At 48.0% G+C, this 20,105-nt stretch carries 10 protein-coding genes; 5 read left to right on the forward strand and 5 right to left on the reverse strand.

Annotation, left to right across the window (positions count from 1 at the left end; genetic code table 11):
• Window positions 1-380: 380 nt before the first annotated feature.
• The 5 genes from yehK to metG all read right to left on the reverse strand — a co-directional run bounded on the left by yehK (window position 381) and on the right by metG (window position 14,191).
• Entirely contained in the window at window positions 381-698 is a 318-nt protein-coding gene (gene yehK, locus AACU19_RS11725; RefSeq protein WP_039021906.1) for a protein YehK, read from the reverse strand.
• Window positions 699-758: 60 nt separating this feature from the next.
• Window positions 759-4,403, reverse strand: coding sequence for a DUF4132 domain-containing protein (locus tag AACU19_RS11730; RefSeq protein WP_105278899.1), 3,645 nt, complete (start codon window positions 4,401-4,403; stop codon window positions 759-761).
• A gap of 9 nt (window positions 4,404-4,412) precedes the next feature.
• Entirely contained in the window at window positions 4,413-8,207 is a 3,795-nt protein-coding gene (locus AACU19_RS11735; RefSeq protein WP_000860757.1) for a DUF4132 domain-containing protein, read from the reverse strand.
• 12 nt (window positions 8,208-8,219) lie between these two features.
• A complete protein-coding gene (locus tag AACU19_RS11740) occupies window positions 8,220-12,017 on the reverse strand; it encodes a DUF4132 domain-containing protein (RefSeq protein WP_074500745.1) in 3,798 nt (1,265 codons plus the stop codon).
• A gap of 140 nt (window positions 12,018-12,157) precedes the next feature.
• Entirely contained in the window at window positions 12,158-14,191 is a 2,034-nt protein-coding gene (metG, locus tag AACU19_RS11745) for a methionine--tRNA ligase (RefSeq protein WP_010359719.1), read from the reverse strand.
• 167 nt (window positions 14,192-14,358) lie between these two features.
• Here metG and apbC point away from each other — a divergent pair, with 167 nt between their 5' ends.
• The 5 genes from apbC to AACU19_RS11770 all read left to right on the forward strand — a co-directional run bounded on the left by apbC (window position 14,359) and on the right by AACU19_RS11770 (window position 20,101).
• Window positions 14,359-15,468, forward strand: a complete 1,110-nt coding sequence (gene apbC, locus AACU19_RS11750; protein ID WP_001005448.1) for an iron-sulfur cluster carrier protein ApbC — start codon at window positions 14,359-14,361, stop codon at window positions 15,466-15,468.
• 262 nt (window positions 15,469-15,730) lie between these two features.
• The gene (locus AACU19_RS11755) at window positions 15,731-16,012 is read left to right on the forward strand and encodes a YehE family protein (RefSeq protein WP_001046488.1); all 282 of its coding nucleotides are present in this window, start codon (window positions 15,731-15,733) and stop codon (window positions 16,010-16,012) included.
• 295 nt (window positions 16,013-16,307) lie between these two features.
• Entirely contained in the window at window positions 16,308-16,850 is a 543-nt protein-coding gene (locus tag AACU19_RS11760; protein WP_000830468.1) for a fimbrial protein, read from the forward strand.
• A gap of 80 nt (window positions 16,851-16,930) precedes the next feature.
• The gene (locus AACU19_RS11765; protein ID WP_000677343.1) at window positions 16,931-17,605 is read left to right on the forward strand and encodes a fimbria/pilus periplasmic chaperone; all 675 of its coding nucleotides are present in this window, start codon (window positions 16,931-16,933) and stop codon (window positions 17,603-17,605) included.
• A 15-nt stretch (window positions 17,606-17,620) separates the two neighbouring features.
• Window positions 17,621-20,101: a fimbrial biogenesis outer membrane usher protein gene (locus tag AACU19_RS11770; protein ID WP_105278901.1), complete on the forward strand. Its 2,481-nt coding sequence runs from the start codon at window positions 17,621-17,623 to the stop codon at window positions 20,099-20,101.
• Window positions 20,102-20,105: the final 4 nt, after the last annotated feature.

Genomic DNA, 20,105 nt, shown 5'->3' on the forward strand with positions numbered 1-20,105 from the left:
CTGGTGTTGCGCTCCTTAATAAGGAGAGCGGATGGACACGCTGACACAAAAGTTAACTGTGCTCATTGCCGTACTGGAGTTATTAGTGGCTCTGTTACGGTTGATTGATTTGTTGAAGTAGCTGGCAAATTGAAACGCATCTAAGGGGGAATACCGTTTCCCCCTTTAATAAAGCTATACTCGCCATACTTCAAGTTGCATATGCTGCGGCTGCGGGTTATTCGGCCCATCCATGGACCTCACCCCTTACGGGGCCGCTACAAGTAGCGTTCAAATCCGCTCCATGCGGATTTGTCGTTCACTCCAGTCACTTACTTTAGTAAGCTTCTGGGGATTCACTCGCTTATCGCCTTCCTGCAACTTGAATTATTTAGAGTATATTATTCTATTTCTTGGTTGAATATGTTCTGTAGTTCACGATTAAAAATTGCTATTACAGTTTTAGGTGATTCACCTCGTAATTTTCGCTCATCAATAAATTCATCTCTTATATAAATCAACGCATCATTTATTAGCGGGTCGGCATCTTCTCTATCACGTTGATGAAATGTTGGACGTAGCCGGAATCGTTCCTGTCGATAGACGGAACCTGTAACTAATTCAGAGCATTTATGGATCTCAAGTCTGAAGGAAAACGGATCTTCAGGTACAGGGACTTCATAATCATAAATAGCGACCAGCTCTTTTTGCACGATCATCGCTTTTCCCGGTGGTAAGTCGTGTTAATAACGGGCAGTCGCATTACTCCCCGCTGTGTATTAATGGAAAATGACGTCAGGTGCGCTTAACGCTTCACTCAAATCAAACGTATCGAGTTCGGCAAAAGTGACAGATTTATTGTCACGGTACACTCGAAGAGAACGGAAGCTCATTAGCGCTTTGTTATCAGCACTGTAGTGGTTAAAACCGGGTGAAAACTTAAGGACCAGCCGGTACTCGCCCAGGTCATAGACAAATGCGTCCTCAAAACCTGACTCCCAGCCTTTGTATCGCATTCCCATAAGTTGCCCAACGGTTGCGGATTTACCTTCCCAGCGAGTCAGGCTGTTACTGGCTGACTCGTCAGGTGTGAGCAGCACTGTGCGCCGCATCAACTGGCGAAAAGGCGGCATAATTTCGTAATCGGCAAAAACCTGTGCAAATTCACTGCGCATTTCTGCTGTCATTTCTAACGGGTGGGCAATGCCAATCAGAGCATCCGCAGGCAGGTCAATTGGCTCATCTTGTGCGTTGCAGAACTCCCCCTCAGCGGCCACACGAAAGGCGTTGAGTAAACGACGCGGTTCATTTGCCGGATAAACCGCCCATATTAATCGCTGAGTAACCAGGCGAGTAAAGGGATGATTAACAAACAGAGAATGAAAATCTGCCAGCGACCAGCGTCGGGTGGTGCGTAGGGCAGTTTCAAGACGCGGGAGCAGGTTTTTGCTCACCTGAGTGGCATCTTTTTTTAGCCCTTTTAGTCGGGCCAGTGCCTCGGGCGCTTTCAGTTGATCGTCATCGGCGCGCAACCGGGGAACACTTTTCTGGCGAACGTTTTGCTGATCAAAGATAACCGGGTTGAGGTTTTCATCGAAGCGAACGGTAAACTGCCGGGGTCCAAAATCAAATATCAACGCCTGCGGATCATCCAGGCCCAGTGTTGGGACTAATCTGTCCGCTAACTCTTCCTGGCTTAGTCCACGATTTTCTGCGACCACCTGAAGAAATTCCGCCGCGTTATCACGTAAGGGACGGGATTTCGCCCGTTGCGATATATGATGCAGCTGTATCAGCGCCATATCATTATTCATCAGGGTAAGTATGTTCAGGCCACTGACGGCACGGGCAGATTTGCCTTCCTGTGGCCAGGCGAGGATCTTTGTCGTCAGATCCCGAGCCGTGCTTTCGTCACCAAAGAGACTTAACGCCAAAAAAGCCCAGTTGTCTTTTGCGGGGGCGCCAGCCTGTTGCCAGGCGGTGAAGAGATCCCAGGCAAAAGCGGCCAGCGTTTGTGGCTGGCAGAACGTTTTCAGTTGTTCCAGCCCGCAATAAAAACGTCCGCCCTGGGTAAAGCGCAGCATTTCGCCAATAATTTCCAGAGCGTCATCAGTAACAGGTTGATTATTCGTGATAAGTCTCGGTCTGGACCACATTGTCGGATGCCAGAAATCAGGAGCTTTTGGAATGCGTGTTGGGTAAATCTCTATTGGACTCTGTTTAAGTAATTGATCCAGGGCAGGCCATACATCTGTACGCTGCCAGCGGTTTGCCACGGTTTGCAGTAATTCGCCATGCCCTTGTTCATACAGTAAACGCAGAGCGCTGAGTGCCGCTTCGCTGTTATCGCCAGACCTGGCAAAGATTAATGGGATCAGCGCCGTAGCCGTATGCTCCGGCCATTGTAAAATCCACTGGCGAGCCAGATTACGCTGGCCCGCAAAACGATGCCAGACGCGGGCAACGGGCAGCGCCAGTTCTGTTGCGCCAAAATGAATCAGCAGCGGAAATATCTCTTTGGGATGTCGGGCAAAGGCGGTGATTAATCCGGGCAAAGCATCGGTACCCAGGACACTTAACAGATATTCTACCCCGGTGTAATGAAAATCAGCCGCAACAATTTGTTGCCAGCACGATACCGCCATTTCGCGCGGCATCTGCGCGATAAGGTACAGATTCCACACTCCCCAACGCTTTTCATCAGTGTAATTAAATTTGCGTTGGAAAGTTCGCCACCCCTCCATCAACGCAACGCTATCTTGTGCCAGTAATGCGCTGGCGGCCTCTTCCCGGTAGTGTTTATTTTCAGTCTGTTTTGCCTGATAATTGAGCAATCTTCCTAATGAAGTATGTGTCTCTAGTTGATCGGTATCCAGAGCATCCAACTGTCCTGTGAGAATAAACTCATTAAACTTCCACCTGTGATCTTCAAAACCTAATTCCCGCAAGAAGGTATCTGCCCCTCTGCTTACGAGACGTTCGTCAAAAGACATGGCGCTAAAATGGTCAATTGCAGTTTGCTGTTCCGGCGTCCAGTGTTTATTCGGCGACCTATACGCTTGCGGTACAAGCGTAAGTTCAGGTAGCGAAAAGTGAGTTATGGAAGTCTTTTTCCTGCCACGCCATGGTGGTGAAACGAGGATTTCAGGCAGACTGCTGTTATCGGTGCTATCAATAACCGGTTTTGGCGATGCCGATAAATAACTATTCACCACTGCCCGGGCTTGAGTACTTAACCACGGGATCACCTCTTCTGCCAGTTGTGGCTGCGATGCCATCAGCGTTTGTAACAGCGTACGCCAGTATTCATCACGTGCTTTTTGCTGTGCAGGCAGCTTTTTGTCTTCGATGATAGGATAACCAGGGCGCGTAGGGGGGGCTTTTAACGCCAGTAGTTCTGCCAGTGCGGCGAGCGTCGCATGGGGAAAGTTTTTACTGTATTTAGCCACACGCTGCAGGCTGGGTTTGTTTTTATCGGCAACTAACAGCAAGATGCGAATAATTTGCGGATGGTTAATTTGTACCAGCAGGCTACCGCAATCTTCTTTATGGGCATACATTGCCAGGCGTGGAATGGCTGCCAGTCCTTGTTCGCGCAAAAGGGCAGCGCAGGCCGCGTAGCCGAAGTGGTTTTCATGCGACATGTAGCTGGCTTCCCGATCGCTAAATATATCCTGGCTCCAGTAGCGTTCGAGTTTTTTCACCGCTCTGGGGTCATTAGCAACAACTTTTAACCACTCCTTAGAATGAAAATGAGTCCGCGGGCATTCAAGGCCTACCAACTCATTGGCGATTTCTGGTTTCTCCGGGAGGATGAGTGCAATAAAAGGACGGCGAACTTTGGGTATTCCTGGCAGTGCGGCAATGAGTTTGTCGGCGCAACGCTGCCAGCAGCTTTCCTCTGCCAGAGAGAGATGCTTACGCAGTCGGAGATCGAATTCGTTATAGGTTTCTGAGCGATAACCATAACCATCGTCCTCGTTCTGATACTGCAATGTTACTACCAGAGGATCACTCTCATAACACCGTACAATAAACTGGCGTGCAATCACCACTTCAGTCGCATATTCCAGTCCCTCTTGTTGGACGATTTCGTCGAGCAACTGTTGGCTATCATTTTGCGCGATACAGGCTAGCGCCGCCATTGTCCGGGCCGGAATTGAGGGTTTGTGCTCGCCGATCAAGTTGATGGCTTGCGTAATGGCCGACTGCCACTCCAGTGAAAAATTTTCATAACGCCAGACGATGTTTTTTTTCTTCTCAGCAATGTGTAGCAATTTATCACCCAGTGTCTGGATGAGGCTTTCAGTGATAACAGGCACCGGTTCGCCCGGCCAATTGCGATGGCTGAGTGGTGTTTTGCCTTTTTTATATTTCAGTTCCAGTTGGGCGTTATCCGCCAGCCACGGTAATTCCTTGTCCATGCTCATTCCTTATTCAAACAGGGCTTCGATGTCGTTAATTAACTCGCTAGCGGTGATGTCATCGAGTGCGGAGAACAGCGCTTCCTGTGTTGAATTAATCCCCCAGCCATAGCTTTCTGCTTTGCCTTCCCATAGCCACAGCTTGCTTAAGAGTTGCTCGGCACTGAGTTCGGCTGGCGACATACCAACTGCAAATCCTTCATCGATTTCCATGATTAATGACCAGCGGCCCAGAGGTTTGATCATCCAGCCGATCCAGCCACCGTCCTGCGGTTCACCACGCACCCAGCCTTTATTCGACAGCCCCATAACCCGACCGCTCGGGCATTTTCTGCCTGCCCAGCGGGTTAGTTCGCTGGTGTTTCGTTCGACTTCAGTCAGGGCATAACTGTTGCGGTCGAGCTGGCGGAACGGCGGTAACAGCTCGTAGTCGGCAAAAAGCTGACCAAAGGCGGCGGCATCCGTCGGTGATATTTCCAGAACGTGAGGAATACCTATAGAGATATCGCCTTCCGGCAGGGTGAAAAGATCATCGTCAGCGGTGCTGTAGCTGTTATCTTCCGCCACACGGAAGCACGCCAGTAACTGGTTGTCTGCGCTATAAATGCCCCAAATCAGACGGCGGGTTAAGTGGCAGACCAGCGGATTCTCAACCAGAAAGAGCTGAAAGTTTTCTGGCGACCAGCGGCGGCGCAGGCACATGGCGGATTCCAGCCTTGCCACCTGCTGGGCGGCAACGGTACGCGCATCTTTTTTCAGCAGTTTGTAGCGGTTAACTGCATCGTTCGCTTGGGTTTCATCATCGCTTTTGTTCGGTTTAGGCAAGTCTTTCAGGCGGCTGCCGGAAGCATCACGCACAAACGGTTTTAAGGTTTCATCAAAGCTGACGGTGAACTGCCGTGGCCCGAAATCCAGCAGCAGCGAACCGTTATCATCCAGACCGAGATCGGGCGCTAAGCGATCTTCAAGTTCTGCCACTGTGAGTTCGCGGCTTTCGGCAATGTCGGCAATTTTTTCTTTTGCCCGCTCCTGTAATGCTTTGAATTTCAGTTTCTGGGCGATGCCGTTAAGCTGCATCAGGGCGATATCACTACCGATAGCAGCGAGAATATCCAGCCCGACGGTGGCGCGTTTATGCTGGGATTCACCAGGCCAGGCGCGGATTAATGGCGTCAGTTTGCGGGCGGTGTCATCGTTGCCAAGAACACCTAATGCAGTGAACGCCCAGCTCTCTTTCGACGGCGCGCCAGCGGTCTCCCAGGCGGTAAACAGATCCCAGGCAAACTCAGCCAGTGAGTCGGCAGTACAGGCGTCTTTCACCTGTAATAACCCCGCATACAGCGTATCTTCCTGAGGGAAGCGGAGCATTTCACCGAGGTGGAAGAGGGCGCTATCTGGCAGTGATTGGGCGTTTGCTTTTAATACCGGGCGTGTCCAGAGCGATGGCTGATAAAAGGCCGGAAGTGTCGGGATTTTAGTCGGGTGATTATCTAAGGGATCGAGCGCAAGTAGAGCGTTCACCGCATCGGTTACTTCCGGCTGGTTATAACGCTGGGCGATTTCTTGCAGTAATGACGGATAACCACTTTCAATCAACATACGTAAGGCGGCGCGGGCGTTATCCTGGGCTTCACCAGCTTTGCCGAGTGCCGCAGGCAACAGGCCGATAATGGCATGTTCCGGATATTTCAGCAGCCAGGTGCGGGCGTCTTGTCGTAGAGTTTTGAGTTTGTTAAAGGCGCGGGCGACGGCAGGAGCCAGCTCACTCGCTGCGAAGTAATTCGTTATGGGCAAGGCTTCCTGTGGATAGCGTGCAAGTGAGTTTACTAACCCAGGTAATCCTTTGAGTCCAAAATGTAACATGGCGTATTCGGTATCGGTATGCGGAGATACAGTAAGGGCATTCCATGCTCTTATTGCTTTCTCCAGCGGCAATGTTGTCAAAATCCCCAAATGCCAATAATGCCCGGTAGGTGAATGAAACACCTTAAATTCACTTATTAAGGTTGAATAATCTTCATTTAGCCATGCCTCAACTACCGCTTCGGGAGCTTTAATATATGTACCAGCGATCCGTCGTTGAAAACCCATCCTTGCCAACAGATTGGCAGTACTTTCTTCATGACTAACCGTGATGTGTTTTGAATACCAGATATATTTCGCCAAAAGTTGATTACTGATTTCTTCTGTCAGATAACTGATTGGCTCAATGCCTAATGGTGCTAAATCAAGCACCGGAATCGACGATTTTTTCTTTTTCGAAAGCCATGGTGGGGAGACTACTATGGCCGGCAGTAGATCGGTGCTGGCATGGTTTGAGGGCTGTGTCAGTTGTTGCTGGCATGATTTCAGCACTGCAGCTGCGGGTGTCGAAAGCCAGGGAATGACCTGTTCTGCCAGTGCTGGTTGCGAGATAAGCATCGTCATTAGCATAATGCGCCAACTATTCTCTTCTTTTTGCACTAGAAGTTCCGCCAGTGCTGCCAGTGCTGCGTGTGGGAACGCAGCGCAGGCTTTCGTCATTCGATCGTGACAGCGTTTAGTATGCCCGGCTACACGTATAAGCAGTGTTAATGCGAACGGATGATTGATATGACGCAACACATCGGCGCAGTAGTCACTTGCGGCATAGGGAGCAAATCGGGGCAGGGCTGCAACACCTTGCTCCTGTAATACGGTGGCTGACCATATCGCACCACAATAGTAATCATCAAAAATGGCATATGGCTCGTGATATTTTTCTAATGAGGCAAGAATGTGCTCATCAGTCGCCACTATTTTTAGCCACTCAAGCGAGGGTAATTTTTTTTTCCCCAGTAGACGCTGGGCAATTTCATGTGCAATTTCTGGTTTTTCGGGTAATAACAAAGCAATTAATGGTTGCCGCCATTCTGGAATATGTGGAATTGCGGCAATGAGTTTTTGTGCACATTTTTGCCAGAGAGACTCTTCCGCCAGTGATAAATGTTTCCGTAGGCGTAATTCAAAACTGGAATATTGCTGCAAGTTATCAGGTGCAATGCCAGACGGCAGAATAATAATGATATTATTCGCATAATTCCATTCAATATCAATCTGTTGAAGGTGTATTATTACATCAGTAGCATATTCCAGACCGCCTTCCTGAATGATCTGATCCATAACATCCTCACGCACTTTATATCTTGTGCATTTCATTTCAAGTGCCGTGAGTACAGCCATTACTGGTGATGGTAACTGTGTTGTTTTCAGGCAGTCGATCTGACTGATCGCCTGGGCGACGGTGTTTTGCCATACTAAAGAACAGGCGCTGAAGTCAAATGTGGCTGTTTTATTATCCCGTTGCGACACGCTACAGGCTAAGCGACGTAACTGGGTCAAGTTGTCTGCTTGCTGAACAGGAACTCCGGGAAAGCGGCGATGGCTTAACGTGGTGTGTACAACTTCGGGCGGAAAAACGACAGCAATATCTTTCGCCAGCCACGGTAAAACATCATCTGTATTTTTGTCAGCCACACGGGCTTCTGCTACGCAAAAGGGTTGTTCCTGAATAATGGTGGATAAGGCCGCTACCTTGAGAGAATCCGTTACCGTTTGGGAAGGTTGCAAAGAATTATCCTTCGCTTGCTCCACATACCCCTTCTTCATCTTCTCCGCAATCAGCCTCAGTTCCGCTTTTTCCGCCGCCGCAGCATCAGCAAAGCTTTTTACCTGGCTTTGCCCGTTGGTACCAACTTTGCCCCAACTAATATGCAGCTCGTTTCCCTGTTGCTCCACTGCCCAGAATTTATGTGATTTTTCGTCCTGATAAATATAGGTTTTCATTGCAAAGTCCTTTTAATCAAAAAGTGATTCAACATCGTTAATCAACTCGCTGGCGGTGATGTCGTCGAGCATGGAAAAAGTAAGTAAAGGTTGTTTACCGTAGCGATCATCTGGCGAGGTGATTTTTACGCTTTCAACAGGTAACAGGTCGCCATAACCTGTTTCACCATAAATTAATGAAAAATGTTCTGTTTCAAGTTCGAGATCGCCATAAGGGGTAGATTTGCGCATCGCATAGACGCTGCCGCTTTCTTCCAGACGTTGCCAGCCTCGGCGCTCTAGCCCGACAATACGTCCGGCCTGACAGAGCTGTCCTTGCCAGCGTGTCAGGTCGTGGGTATTCCGTTCATTATCAGCAAGACGATAACTACCACGATCGAGCTGTTGGAAGGGGGGAAGCAGTTCGTAATCAGCGTAAATTTGCCTGAATGCAGCGGCAGATTCAGGGGGGATTTCCAGCACATGCGGTATACCGATGTTTCCTGCTGGCAGCGTGAATAACTCATCCTGCGCATCGCTGTAAGTGCTGTCTTCTGCGACCCGGAAGCAGGCAATCAGCGTGTTTTCTTCAGTATATACTCCCCATAACAGCCGTCGGGTTAAGTGACGTACCAGCGGATGCTCCACCAGAAACAGGCGGAACTGTTCTGCCGTCCAGCGTCTGCGCTGGCACATAGCCTGCTCCAGACGATCAATCTGCTGACTGGCAATGGCGCGCACATCTTTCTTCAATTGTTTGAAGAGGTTAACGGCGTCAGTTGCCAGTGTTTTATCATCGCTCTGATTTGGTTTGGGTAAATCTTTCAGGACTTTGCCGTTTGCATCGCGCACTACAGGTTTTAAGGTTTCGTCAAAACCAACGGTGAATTGACGTGGGCCGAAATTAAGTATCAGCGAGCCGTTGATATCAAGCCCTAAATCTGGAGCCAGGCGGTCTTCCAGTTCGGCCATAGTCAGCCCACGGTTTTCAGCAACTATGTTGATTTTCTCGCGGGCATGTTCCTGTAATACAACGAATTTAATCTTTTTCGCAATGCCATTAAGCAGCATTAGCGCAACATCGCTGCCAATATCAGCTAATACATCCAACCCGGACACCGCCCGTTTATGCTGTGATTCCCCAGGCCAGGCACTGATAAGCGGGGTTAATTTACGCGCGGTGTCGTCATTGCCTAAAATCCCCAGCGAAGTAAATGCCCAGTTTTCTTTTGCGGGTGCGCCAGCTTCTGTCCAGGCGGTATACAGATCCCAGCCAAAGTCAGCCAGTGATTCGCGAGTGAAGGTTTCTTTGATGATCTCCAGCCCAGCGTAGGCGGTAATGTCGCGAGGAAAGCTCAGCATAGTGCCCAGGTGGCGCATAGCGTCATCTGGTAGAGGCAGGTTGTTACTTTTAAGCCGTGGTCTGCGCCATAAGGTGAACTGATAAAAGCCGGGCAGTGGGGCGATTTTTGCGGGATATTCTTCCAGAGGATCGCTATCAAATAATGTTGCCAGCGCAGCTAAAACATCAGGTTGATTATATCCTTGCGCGATTTTCTCAATCGTTTCTCGCTGGTTTAATTTCACTAGCAGGCGGAGCGCCTGGCGGGCATATTCCCGATTTTGGCACGGTTTGCCCAGTGCCAAAGGCAGTAGCCCGGCGGCGGCATGGCGCGGGTTATTTGCCAGCCAATTAACGGCATCCTTGTAAGCCATTTTTTTCTGTAACCGCTGCGCCATTGGTAAGGCTAGTTCACTGGCCCCAATAAAGAGGGTGAATATCCACAGTCGTTGATGATCTCGTTGCAAGCAGGTCATAAACGCAGGAATGGCCGTACTACCAAAAACTGCCAGAATCTCTTTCTCACCTGAATATCGCTCCTCAATGATTATTTGGTTGAGAAATGAAATCGCCTGTTGTCCCGGTAAGTAACAAAGCGCAGATAAATTCCAGCTTTTGTTGGCATTGTTGTGATATTTCGCAAACTCAGCTTTTAGTGCTGGAAAATCAAAGCGCAACAAGGCATCAACAGCGCTTTGCGGTATGTATTTTTTTTCATGTAAGTCATCTTCGCAATGCAGCCATTCATTAAAACCTAATTGCCAAAGGATTTGTTGTTCTGGTGTAAAAGGAATGAAAGATGTCTCCCAGCTTTCTTTTTCAATTAGTGGTAGGTCGGTAAATAAGGTTTGCTGTGATGCCTGATATTTCGCGATTTCACTGAATCTGGATATGTCAGTGTGACTGATTAACTCTGTAATTCCTGGTGTGATATCCGTGACGGCAGGAATGGGAAGCACAGGTAAATCAAATACGGGTATTACATTTTTCTTCTTATTTATTATCCACGGTGGAGCGACAAATAGCTGCGGCAACATATCCGCAGTGGCATACTCACATTCTTTAGCTACTGACTGAGGACGACATTCAGATAAGATGCCTGCCGCTTTAGCATTAACCCAGGGAATGACGTCAGTGACTAACTCTGGCGTGACGGTAATCAGTTTGACAAGCGCGTTGCGCCACTGTGCATCTTCATGTATTGCCAGCAAAGTAGCATAAGCGGCAATAGCCGCAGCGGGATGTTTTTGGCAGGCTTTGCTTAAGTATTCCAGGTGCTTTTTCTTGCCATTTACACCGAGGATCAGAATTTGAATCGCATCCGGGTGATTCGTTTTCCATAGCCATTTGACAAGATCTTCAGTCTCGCTGATGCGCTCGAAGAGATAAGTGGGATTGTCAGAATGCTCTTCCACAAACTCAGTAAGTATCCGGCTTACACCGCGCCCCCCATTATTTGCCAGCAACATTGCCAGATAAGCGCGAAAATCACGATACAACGGTGGGAAGTCGTATTTTTCTGCTGTAGTCAGAGCTATATCATCGGTTACTACCAGTCTTAACCAGGTTATCGCCGGAACGTTTTGGTCTGCATAATGTAGCGCCATAGCATTGGCAATATCCGGGCGTTCAGGGAGCAGTAACGCGGCAAAAGGTTGCCGTGCTGGGGATAGCGTCGGAATAGCAGTAAGCACTTTATCCACACAGCGTTGCCACTCATCTTCTGAAGCGAGTGAAAGATGATGACATAGACGTTGATGCCAACTCGGTAGCGATTCTGCTTCGTGATTAGGTGGAATGATGGTGGTTACTGCGCCTTTTACTGGTTTATATTTGAGTTGAAGAGCGAGAAGGGCGATTTCAACGGCACTTTCCAGACCACAGCGAATGACTAAATCATCGACCAGTTCATCTTGAGAGTAAGAGTTCCAAAAGCCCCAGAGCAATGCTGCATCAGATTGCGCACTCCCTGTCGGTTGATTACCCTGAACTCGCATTTGTAACTCAGCAAAAGCCTGCTGCCAGTTTTCTGGATAAGAGCGGTAATTATTGTCGGGGTCATATGCCCTGGTGTTATTCGCGATGCGCTTCCATATTTGACCATCTTTGTGCAGATAATTGATATCTCTGGGGCGAGAGCGATGTGGAAAAGCAAATCGGTTAATATCGTCGGTTAGCGGAATGACTGCATCATCAGCCAGCCATGGGCGTTTGTTTTTACTCTCGGGTGAAGTTTCAACGTCAGGAGTGACTTTGGTGACGGGGGGGATATGCACGTTTGCCGAAGCGTCTTCCACATAGCCTTTTTTCGTTTTCTCAGCGATAAGCTTCAGTTCCGCTTTTTCCGCCGCCGCAGCATCCGCAAAGCTTTTTATCTGGCTTTGCCCTTGGGTGCCAACTTTTCCCCAACTGATATGCAACTCGTTACCTTGCTGCCCCACCGCCCAGAATTTATGCGATTTTTCGTCCTGGTAGATATAACTCTTCATCCGCGTTCCCTGTATTTATATCCAGTTATAAGCGGATGCTAGCAGTTAATGAAAAAAATTAAGAGCGTTGAACAAACAAGAAAACAACTTTAGGAATTCATAAAGAAAAGGCGCTGTCGATGCAGCGCCTTGAAGGGGGATTATTTCACCTGATGGCCCGGTTTAGCACCGGCATCCGGGCTTAGCAGGAAAATATCTTTCCCGCCAGGACCAGCAGCCATCACCATGCCTTCAGAGATACCGAAGCGCATTTTACGTGGTGCCAGGTTAGCCACCATAATGGTGTGACGACCAATCAGTGCCTGCGGATCCGGGTAGGCAGAACGAATGCCGGAGAAGACATTGCGTTTTTCACCGCCGAGATCCAGCGTCAGGCGCAGCAGTTTGTCAGAACCTTCAACAAACTCTGCGTTTTCAATCAGCGCCACGCGCAGGTCAACTTTAGCGAAGTCGTCAAAGGTGATGGTTTCCTGAATCGGATCATCTGCCAGCGGGCCAGTGACGGGGGCGGCAGTGGCTTTCACTTCTTCTTTAGACGCTTCCACCAGTGCTTCAACCTGCTTCATGTCAATACGGTTATACAGCGCCTTGAACGGATTCACTTTGTGGCCCAGCAGCGGTTGCTGGATACCATGCCAGGTCAGTTCCGTATTGAGGAATGCTTCTGCACGCTCGGTCAGTTTCGGCAGTACCGGCTTCAGGTAAGTCATCAGCACGCGGAACAGGTTTATGCCCATCGAGCAAATTGCCTGCAGGTCGGCATCGCGGCCTTCCTGTTTCGCCACCACCCACGGAGCCTGTTCATCGACATAGCGGTTAGCCAGATCAGCCAGCGCCATAATTTCGCGCACTGCTTTACCAAATTCGCGGCTTTCCCATGCTTCACCAATCACTTCAGCGGCATCCGTGAAGGTTTTGTACAACTGCGGGTCAGCCAGTTCGCTTGCCAACACGCCGTCAAAACGCTTGTTGATAAAGCCCGCGTTACGGGATGCCAGGTTTACAACCTTATTAACGATATCGGCATTCACGCGCTGGACGAAATCCTCGAGGTTGAGATCGATATCATCAATGCGCGAAGAGAGTTTCGCAGTGTAGTAGTAACGCAGGCTGTCAGCGTCAAAATGATTCAGCCAGGTGCTGGCTTTAATAAAGGTGCCGCGAGACTTGGACATCTTCGCGCCGTTCACCGTTACATAGCCGTGAACAAACAGGTTGGTCGGCTTGCGGAAGTTGCTACCTTCCAACATGGCAGGCCAGAACAGGCTGTGGAAGTAAACGATATCTTTACCGATGAAGTGGTACAGTTCGGCGGTGGAGTCTTTCTTCCAGTATTCATCGAAGCTTACGCTGTCGCCGCGCTTGTCGCACAGATTCTTGAAGGAACCCATGTAGCCAATCGGCGCGTCCAGCCAGACGTAGAAATATTTGCCCGGCGCGTTCGGAATTTCAAAACCGAAGTACGGTGCATCGCGGGAGATATCCCACTGTTGCAGACCGGACTCAAACCACTCCTGCATTTTGTTTGCCACCTGCTCCTGCAACGCGCCGCTGCGGGTCCATGCCTGCAACATTTCGCTGAAAGAAGGCAGATCAAAGAAGAAGTGTTCAGAATCACGCATTACCGGGGTAGCGCCAGAAACCACCGATTTCGGCTCGATCAGTTCAGTCGGGCTGTAGGTCGCGCCGCAGACTTCGCAGTTATCGCCGTATTGATCCGGGGATTTACATTTCGGGCAGGTGCCTTTTACAAAACGGTCCGGCAGGAACATGCCTTTTTCCGGATCGTACAGCTGAGAGATGGTGCGGTTTTTAATAAAACCGTTTTCTTTCAGGCGAGAGTAGATAAGTTCTGACAACTGGCGGTTCTCTTCGCTGTGCGTCGAGTGATAGTTGTCATAGCTGATGTTAAAGCCTGCGAAATCAGTCTGATGCTCCTGACTCATTTCGCCAATCATCTGCTCCGGAGTGATACCAAGCTGCTGAGCTTTCAGCATGATTGGTGTACCGTGGGCATCGTCGGCGCAGATGAAGTTGACCTCGTGGCCGCGCATTCGCTGGTAACGGACCCAGACATCAGCCTGGATGTGCTCCAGCATATGGCCGAGGTGGATTGAGCCGTTAGCGTACGGCAGTGCGCACGTCACCAGAATTTTCTTCGCGACTTGAGTCATAGTAGGCATTACTTCTTTGTAGTGAAAAGGGCTTAGATAGTACCAAATGGGGCATGGTTACGTAAGTCCTGTGCAAGCATCTTATGATGCATTATTAGGTAAGTACTTAGCTGTTAACTTCAGGTAAACTAATAGCGATAAGTTATCTTTATAAATAAGGAGTCGGGATGAACGAACAATCCCAGGCCAAATCACCAGAAGCCCTGCGCGCAATGGTCGCCGGGACACTGGCCAATTTTCAGCACCCAACCCTGAAGCATAACCTCACCACGCTGAAAGCGTTGCACCATGTCGCCTGGATGGACGACACGTTGCATGTGGAACTGGTTATGCCATTCGTCTGGCATAGCGCGTTCGAAGAGTTAAAAGAGCAATGTAGCGCCGAACTGCTGCGCATCACCGGGGCGAAAGCTATCGACTGGAAACTGTCGCACAATATCGCCACCTTAAAACGCGTGAAGAATCAGCCGGGAATTAACGGCGTGAAGAACATCATTGCGGTCAGCTCCGGTAAAGGCGGCGTGGGTAAATCCTCCACGGCGGTAAATCTGGCGCTGGCACTGGCGGCGGAAGGGGCGAAAGTCGGCATTCTGGACGCCGATATCTACGGCCCATCAATACCCACCATGCTGGGCGCAGAAAATCAGCGTCCAACTTCGCCGGACGGTACCCATATGGCACCGATTATGTCTCATGGACTGGCAACCAATTCAATTGGTTATCTGGTCACTGACGACAATGCGATGGTGTGGCGTGGTCCGATGGCGAGCAAGGCGTTAATGCAGATGTTGCAGGAAACCTTGTGGCCGGATCTCGACTATCTGGTGCTTGATATGCCGCCAGGCACCGGTGATATTCAGTTGACACTGGCACAGAACATTCCGGTGACCGGGGCGGTAGTGGTCACCACGCCGCAGGATATCGCGCTGATCGATGCGAAAAAAGGCATTGTGATGTTCGAGAAGGTCGAAGTTCCGGTGCTTGGTATTGTCGAGAACATGAGTGTGCATATTTGCAGTAACTGCGGTCACCATGAGCCGATTTTCGGTACCGGTGGTGCAGAGAAACTGGCTGAGAAATATCACACACAGTTGCTGGGGCAGATGCCGTTACACATCTCCTTACGTGAAGATCTCGATAAAGGCACGCCAACAGTTATCAGCCGTCCGGAGAGCGAATTTACCGCTATCTACCGCCAGCTGGCTGACCGCGTTGCAGCCCAGCTTTATTGGCAGGGAGAAGTCATTCCTGGCGAGATTTCCTTCCGCGCGGTCTGACGCGTATTAACCTTTTTGGTTGTTTTTCATACACCGCAGAGATGTTACATTGATGCGGTGTATTTGTTTTTGCCGCATTAATGAACACTTATTTAATGCTGCGAATATTCTGCGGACCTTCGTCCGAAACTCTATAAAGTCGATTGATCGTACAGGCAATGCATCATTATCATCCTTCGTGGCTGTGTAGTGGATCTACAGCTATAGTTTGTTATGCACTCATTCTATCCAGGCATAACCTTTACTACAGGGATAACGTTCAATGAATAAGTACTGGCTGTCAGGAATTATTTTTCTTGCCTATGGAATGGCTTCTCCCGCGTTCTCTTCACAGACTGCCACATTAACGATTAATGGCAGGATCAGTCCCCCAACATGCAGTATGGCTATGGTTAATGGTCAACCTCAACAGCATTGTGGTCAGTTAACGTATGATGTTGACACCCGTCATCAGGTTTCTTCGCCAGTCAAAGGTGTGACGACAGAAGTGGTTGTTGCAGGTAGCGATAGCAAACGTCGAATCGTGTTAAATCGCTACGATTAATTTGCCACCCTAGTTTTTTAAGCGGATTTAGAAAGCTGAAATCATTCGTGTGAATGATTTCAGCTTTTTTATTGATATTAATAATACCATTTAAAAAAATCTGCATTAATTAATAGATGTGATAAATATTTAATATGCTTAAGTATTTGTTGTATTTATATTGCAACGGTTAATTTGTTTTAAATCAATAAAACAATATGTTTACATTGCGGCAACTTTTTTGGTGTGAGAAATTTGTTTCCAAGAGATACAGACTCTTAACAACCAAAAAATAAATTTTATTAAGGAACATATTATGAAACGTTCAATTATTGCTGCCGCTGTCTTTTCTTCTTTTTTTATGAGCGCTGGGGTATTTGCCGCAGACGTTGATACCGGAACATTAACCATTAAAGGGAATATTGCAGAATCTCCGTGTAAATTCGAAGCGGGTGGCGATTCAGTAAGTATTAATATGCCAACTGTACCAACCACTGTCTTTGAAGGTAAAGCTAAATACTCGACCTATGATGATGCAGTCGGTGTAACCAGCAGCATGTTAAAAATTAGCTGTCCGAAAGAAGTTGCTGGTGTAAAACTCTCGTTGATTACCAACGATAAAATAACCGGAAACGATAAGGCGATAGCCAGTAGCAACGATACCGTGGGGTACTATCTCTATTTAGGTGATAACAGCGATGTCCTGGATGTTTCTGCACCTTTTAACATTGAGAGTTATAAAACAGCGGAAGGTCAATATGCTATTCCGTTTAAAGCAAAATACCTGAAGCTGACAGATAACTCAGTGCAATCAGGTGATGTGTTATCTTCTCTGGTTATGCGTGTGGCGCAGGATTAATAAATAAAATTTCAAATTTCTCCAGGTAATAAACATGGCCGCTATCCCCATGGCGGCCTTTTAATTTAAGAGGCATTAAGATGAAAGGATTATTAGCTTTACTTATTTCTTCTATGGTCCTTCCTGCGCATGCCGGAATTGTTATCTACGGGACGCGCATTATTTACCCGGCAGAAAATAAAGAAGTGATGGTGCAGTTGATGAACCAGGGAAACCGTTCTTCGCTGCTGCAGGCGTGGATTGATGATGGCGATACGTCGTTACCACCAGAAAAAATTCAGGTTCCTTTCATGTTAACGCCACCAGTGGCAAAAATAGGGGCAAATTCCGGGCAGCAAGTAAAAATCAAAATTATGTCGAATAAACTGCCCACTAATAAAGAGAGCATTTTTTATCTGAATGTTCTGGATATTCCACCAAATAGTCCAGAGCAAGAGGGCAAGAATGCACTGAAATTTGCAATGCAAAACAGAATCAAATTGTTTTACCGGCCTGCGGGTATTGCACCGGTAAATAAAGCGACATTTAAAAAGTTACTGGTAAATCGCAGTGGCAATGGATTGGTGATAAAAAATGACTCAGCAAATTGGGTAACGATTTCGGATGTCAAAGCTAATAATGTCAAAGTCAATTATGAAACTATTATGATTGCCCCCTTGGAAAGTCAGAGTATTAATGTCAAAAGTAATAATGCGAATAACTGGTATCTGACCATTATCGATGACCATGGCAACTATATTAGTGACAAAATTTAATTGCAGGAGCTGCCTATGTTGAGAATGACCCCACTTGCATCAGCAATCGTAGCGTTATTGCTCGGCATTGAAGCTTATGCAGCTGAAGAAACCTTTGATACCCATTTTATGATAGGTGGAATGAAAGACCAGCAGGTTGCAAATATTCGTCTTGATGATAATCAACCCTTGCCGGGGCAGTATGACATCGATATTTATGTCAATAAGCAATGGCGCGGGAAATATGAGATTATTGTTAAAGACAACCCGCAAGAAACATGTTTATCCAGGGAAATTATCAAGCGGTTAGGCATTAATACCGATAACTTTGCCAGCGGTAAGCAATGTTTAACATTTGAGCAACTTGTTCACGGTGGGAGCTATACCTGGGATATCGGAGTTTTTCGTCTCGATTTCAGTGTACCGCAGGCGTGGGTGGAGGAACTGGAAAGTGGCTATGTTCCACCGGAAAACTGGGAGCGGGGTATTAATGCGTTTTATACCTCTTATTATGTGAGTCAGTATTACAGCGACTATAAAGCGTCGGGTAATAGCAAGAGTACATATGTACGTTTTAACAGCGGGTTAAATTTACTGGGGTGGCAACTGCATTCTGATGCCAGTTTCAGTAAAACAAATAGCAATCCAGGGGTGTGGAAAAGCAATACCCTGTATCTGGAACGTGGATTTGCCCAACTTCTCGGCACGCTTCGCGTGGGTGATATGTACACATCAAGCGATATTTTCGATTCTGTTCGCTTCAGCGGTGTGCGGTTGTTTCGTGATATGCAGATGTTGCCTAACTCGAAACAAAATTTTACTCCACGGGTGCAGGGGATTGCTCAGAGTAACGCGCTGGTAACGATTGAACAGAACGGTTTTGTGGTTTATCAGAAAGAGGTTCCTCCTGGCCCGTTTGCGATTACAGATTTGCAGTTGGCCGGTGGTGGAGCAGATCTTGATGTCAGCGTGAAAGAGGCGGACGGTTCGGTAACCACCTATCTGGTGCCTTATGCAGCAGTGCCGAATATGCTGCAACCCGGCGTGTCGAAATATGATTTTGCGGCAGGTCGTAGCCATATTGAAGGGGCGAGCAAACAAAGTGATTTTGTTCAGGCGGGTTATCAGTATGGTTTTAATAACTTATTGACGCTGTATGGCGGATCGATGGTCGCGAATAATTATTACGCGTTCACTTTGGGCACAGGCTGGAATACACGCATTGGTGCCATTTCCGTCGATGCCACGAAGTCGCATAGTAAACAAGACAACGGCGATGTGTTTGACGGGCAAAGTTATCAAATTGCCTACAACAAATTTGTGAGCCAAACGTCGACGCGTTTTGGTCTGGCGGCCTGGCGTTATTCGTCGCGTGATTACCGGACATTTAACGATCACGTTTGGGCAAACAATAAAGATAATTATCGCCGTGATGAAAACGATATCTATGACATTGCCGATTATTACCAGAACGATTTTGGCCGTAAAAATAGCTTTTCTGCCAATATGAGCCAGTCATTGCCAGAAGGCTGGGGTTCTGTGTCCTTAAGTACGTTATGGCGAGATTACTGGGGGCGTAGCGGCAGCAGTAAGGATTATCAGTTGAGTTATTCCAACAACCTGCGACGGATAAGCTATACCCTCGCGGCAAGCCAGGCTTATGACGAGAATCATCATGAAGAGAAACGTTTTAATATTTTTATATCGATTCCCTTTGATTGGGGTGATGACGTTACGACGCCTCGTCGGCAAATATACATTTCTAACTCAACAACGTTTGATGATCAGGGTGTTACCTCAAACAATGCGGGATTAGCGGGAACCGTTGGAAGCCGGGATCAGTTTAACTATGGGGTCAACTTAAGTCATCAGCATCAGGGAAATGAAACGACAGCTGGCGCGAATTTGACCTGGAACGCGCCGGTGGCAACGGTGAATGGCAGTTATAGTCAGTCGAGTGCTTATCGACAAGCTGGAGCCAGTATTTCAGGGGGCATTGTCGCCTGGTCGGGTGGCGTTAATCTGGCGAACCGTCTTTCCGAAACGTTTGCTGTAATGAACGCACCTGGAATTAAAGATGCTTATGTCAATGGGCAAAAATATCGTACAACAAATCGTAATGGAGTGGTGGTATACGACGGAATGACACCTTATCGGGAAAATCACCTGATGCTGGATGTGTCGCAAAGCGATAGTGAAACAGAATTACGTGGTAACCGGAAAATTGCCGCACCTTATCGCGGCGCGGTCGTACTGGTTAATTTTGATACCGATCAGCGCAAGCCCTGGTTTATAAAAGCGTTAAGAGCGGATGGGCAACCATTAACGTTTGGTTATGAAGTCAATGATATCCACGGTCACAATATTGGTGTTGTCGGTCAGGGAAGCCAGTTATTTATTCGCACTAATGATGTACCGCCATCGGTTAATGTGGCAATTGATAAACAACAAGGGCTCTCATGCACAATCACCTTCGGTAAAGAGATTGATGAAAATAGGAACTATATTTGCCAGTAATAAT

The organism is Escherichia sp. MOD1-EC4550, from assembly GCF_963876935.1.
Classification (GTDB): Bacteria; Pseudomonadota; Gammaproteobacteria; order Enterobacterales; family Enterobacteriaceae; genus Escherichia; species Escherichia coli_F.

Bases quoted from the DNA above. Each gene is read 5' to 3' on its own strand.
- AACU19_RS11730 (WP_105278899.1), bottom strand. From the start codon at position 4,403: ATGGACAAGGAATTACCGTGGCTGGCGGATAACGCCCAACTGGAACTG.
- AACU19_RS11760 (WP_000830468.1), top strand. From the start codon at position 16,308: ATGAAACGTTCAATTATTGCTGCCGCTGTCTTTTCTTCTTTTTTTATG.
- AACU19_RS11740 (WP_074500745.1), bottom strand. From the start codon at position 12,017: ATGAAGAGTTATATCTACCAGGACGAAAAATCGCATAAATTCTGGGCG.
- AACU19_RS11735 (WP_000860757.1), bottom strand. From the start codon at position 8,207: ATGAAAACCTATATTTATCAGGACGAAAAATCACATAAATTCTGGGCA.
- metG (WP_010359719.1), bottom strand. From the start codon at position 14,191: ATGACTCAAGTCGCGAAGAAAATTCTGGTGACGTGCGCACTGCCGTAC.
- AACU19_RS11755 (WP_001046488.1), top strand. From the start codon at position 15,731: ATGAATAAGTACTGGCTGTCAGGAATTATTTTTCTTGCCTATGGAATG.
- apbC (WP_001005448.1), top strand. From the start codon at position 14,359: ATGAACGAACAATCCCAGGCCAAATCACCAGAAGCCCTGCGCGCAATG.
- yehK (WP_039021906.1), bottom strand. From the start codon at position 698: ATGATCGTGCAAAAAGAGCTGGTCGCTATTTATGATTATGAAGTCCCT.
- AACU19_RS11770 (WP_105278901.1), top strand. From the start codon at position 17,621: ATGTTGAGAATGACCCCACTTGCATCAGCAATCGTAGCGTTATTGCTC.
- AACU19_RS11765 (WP_000677343.1), top strand. From the start codon at position 16,931: ATGAAAGGATTATTAGCTTTACTTATTTCTTCTATGGTCCTTCCTGCG.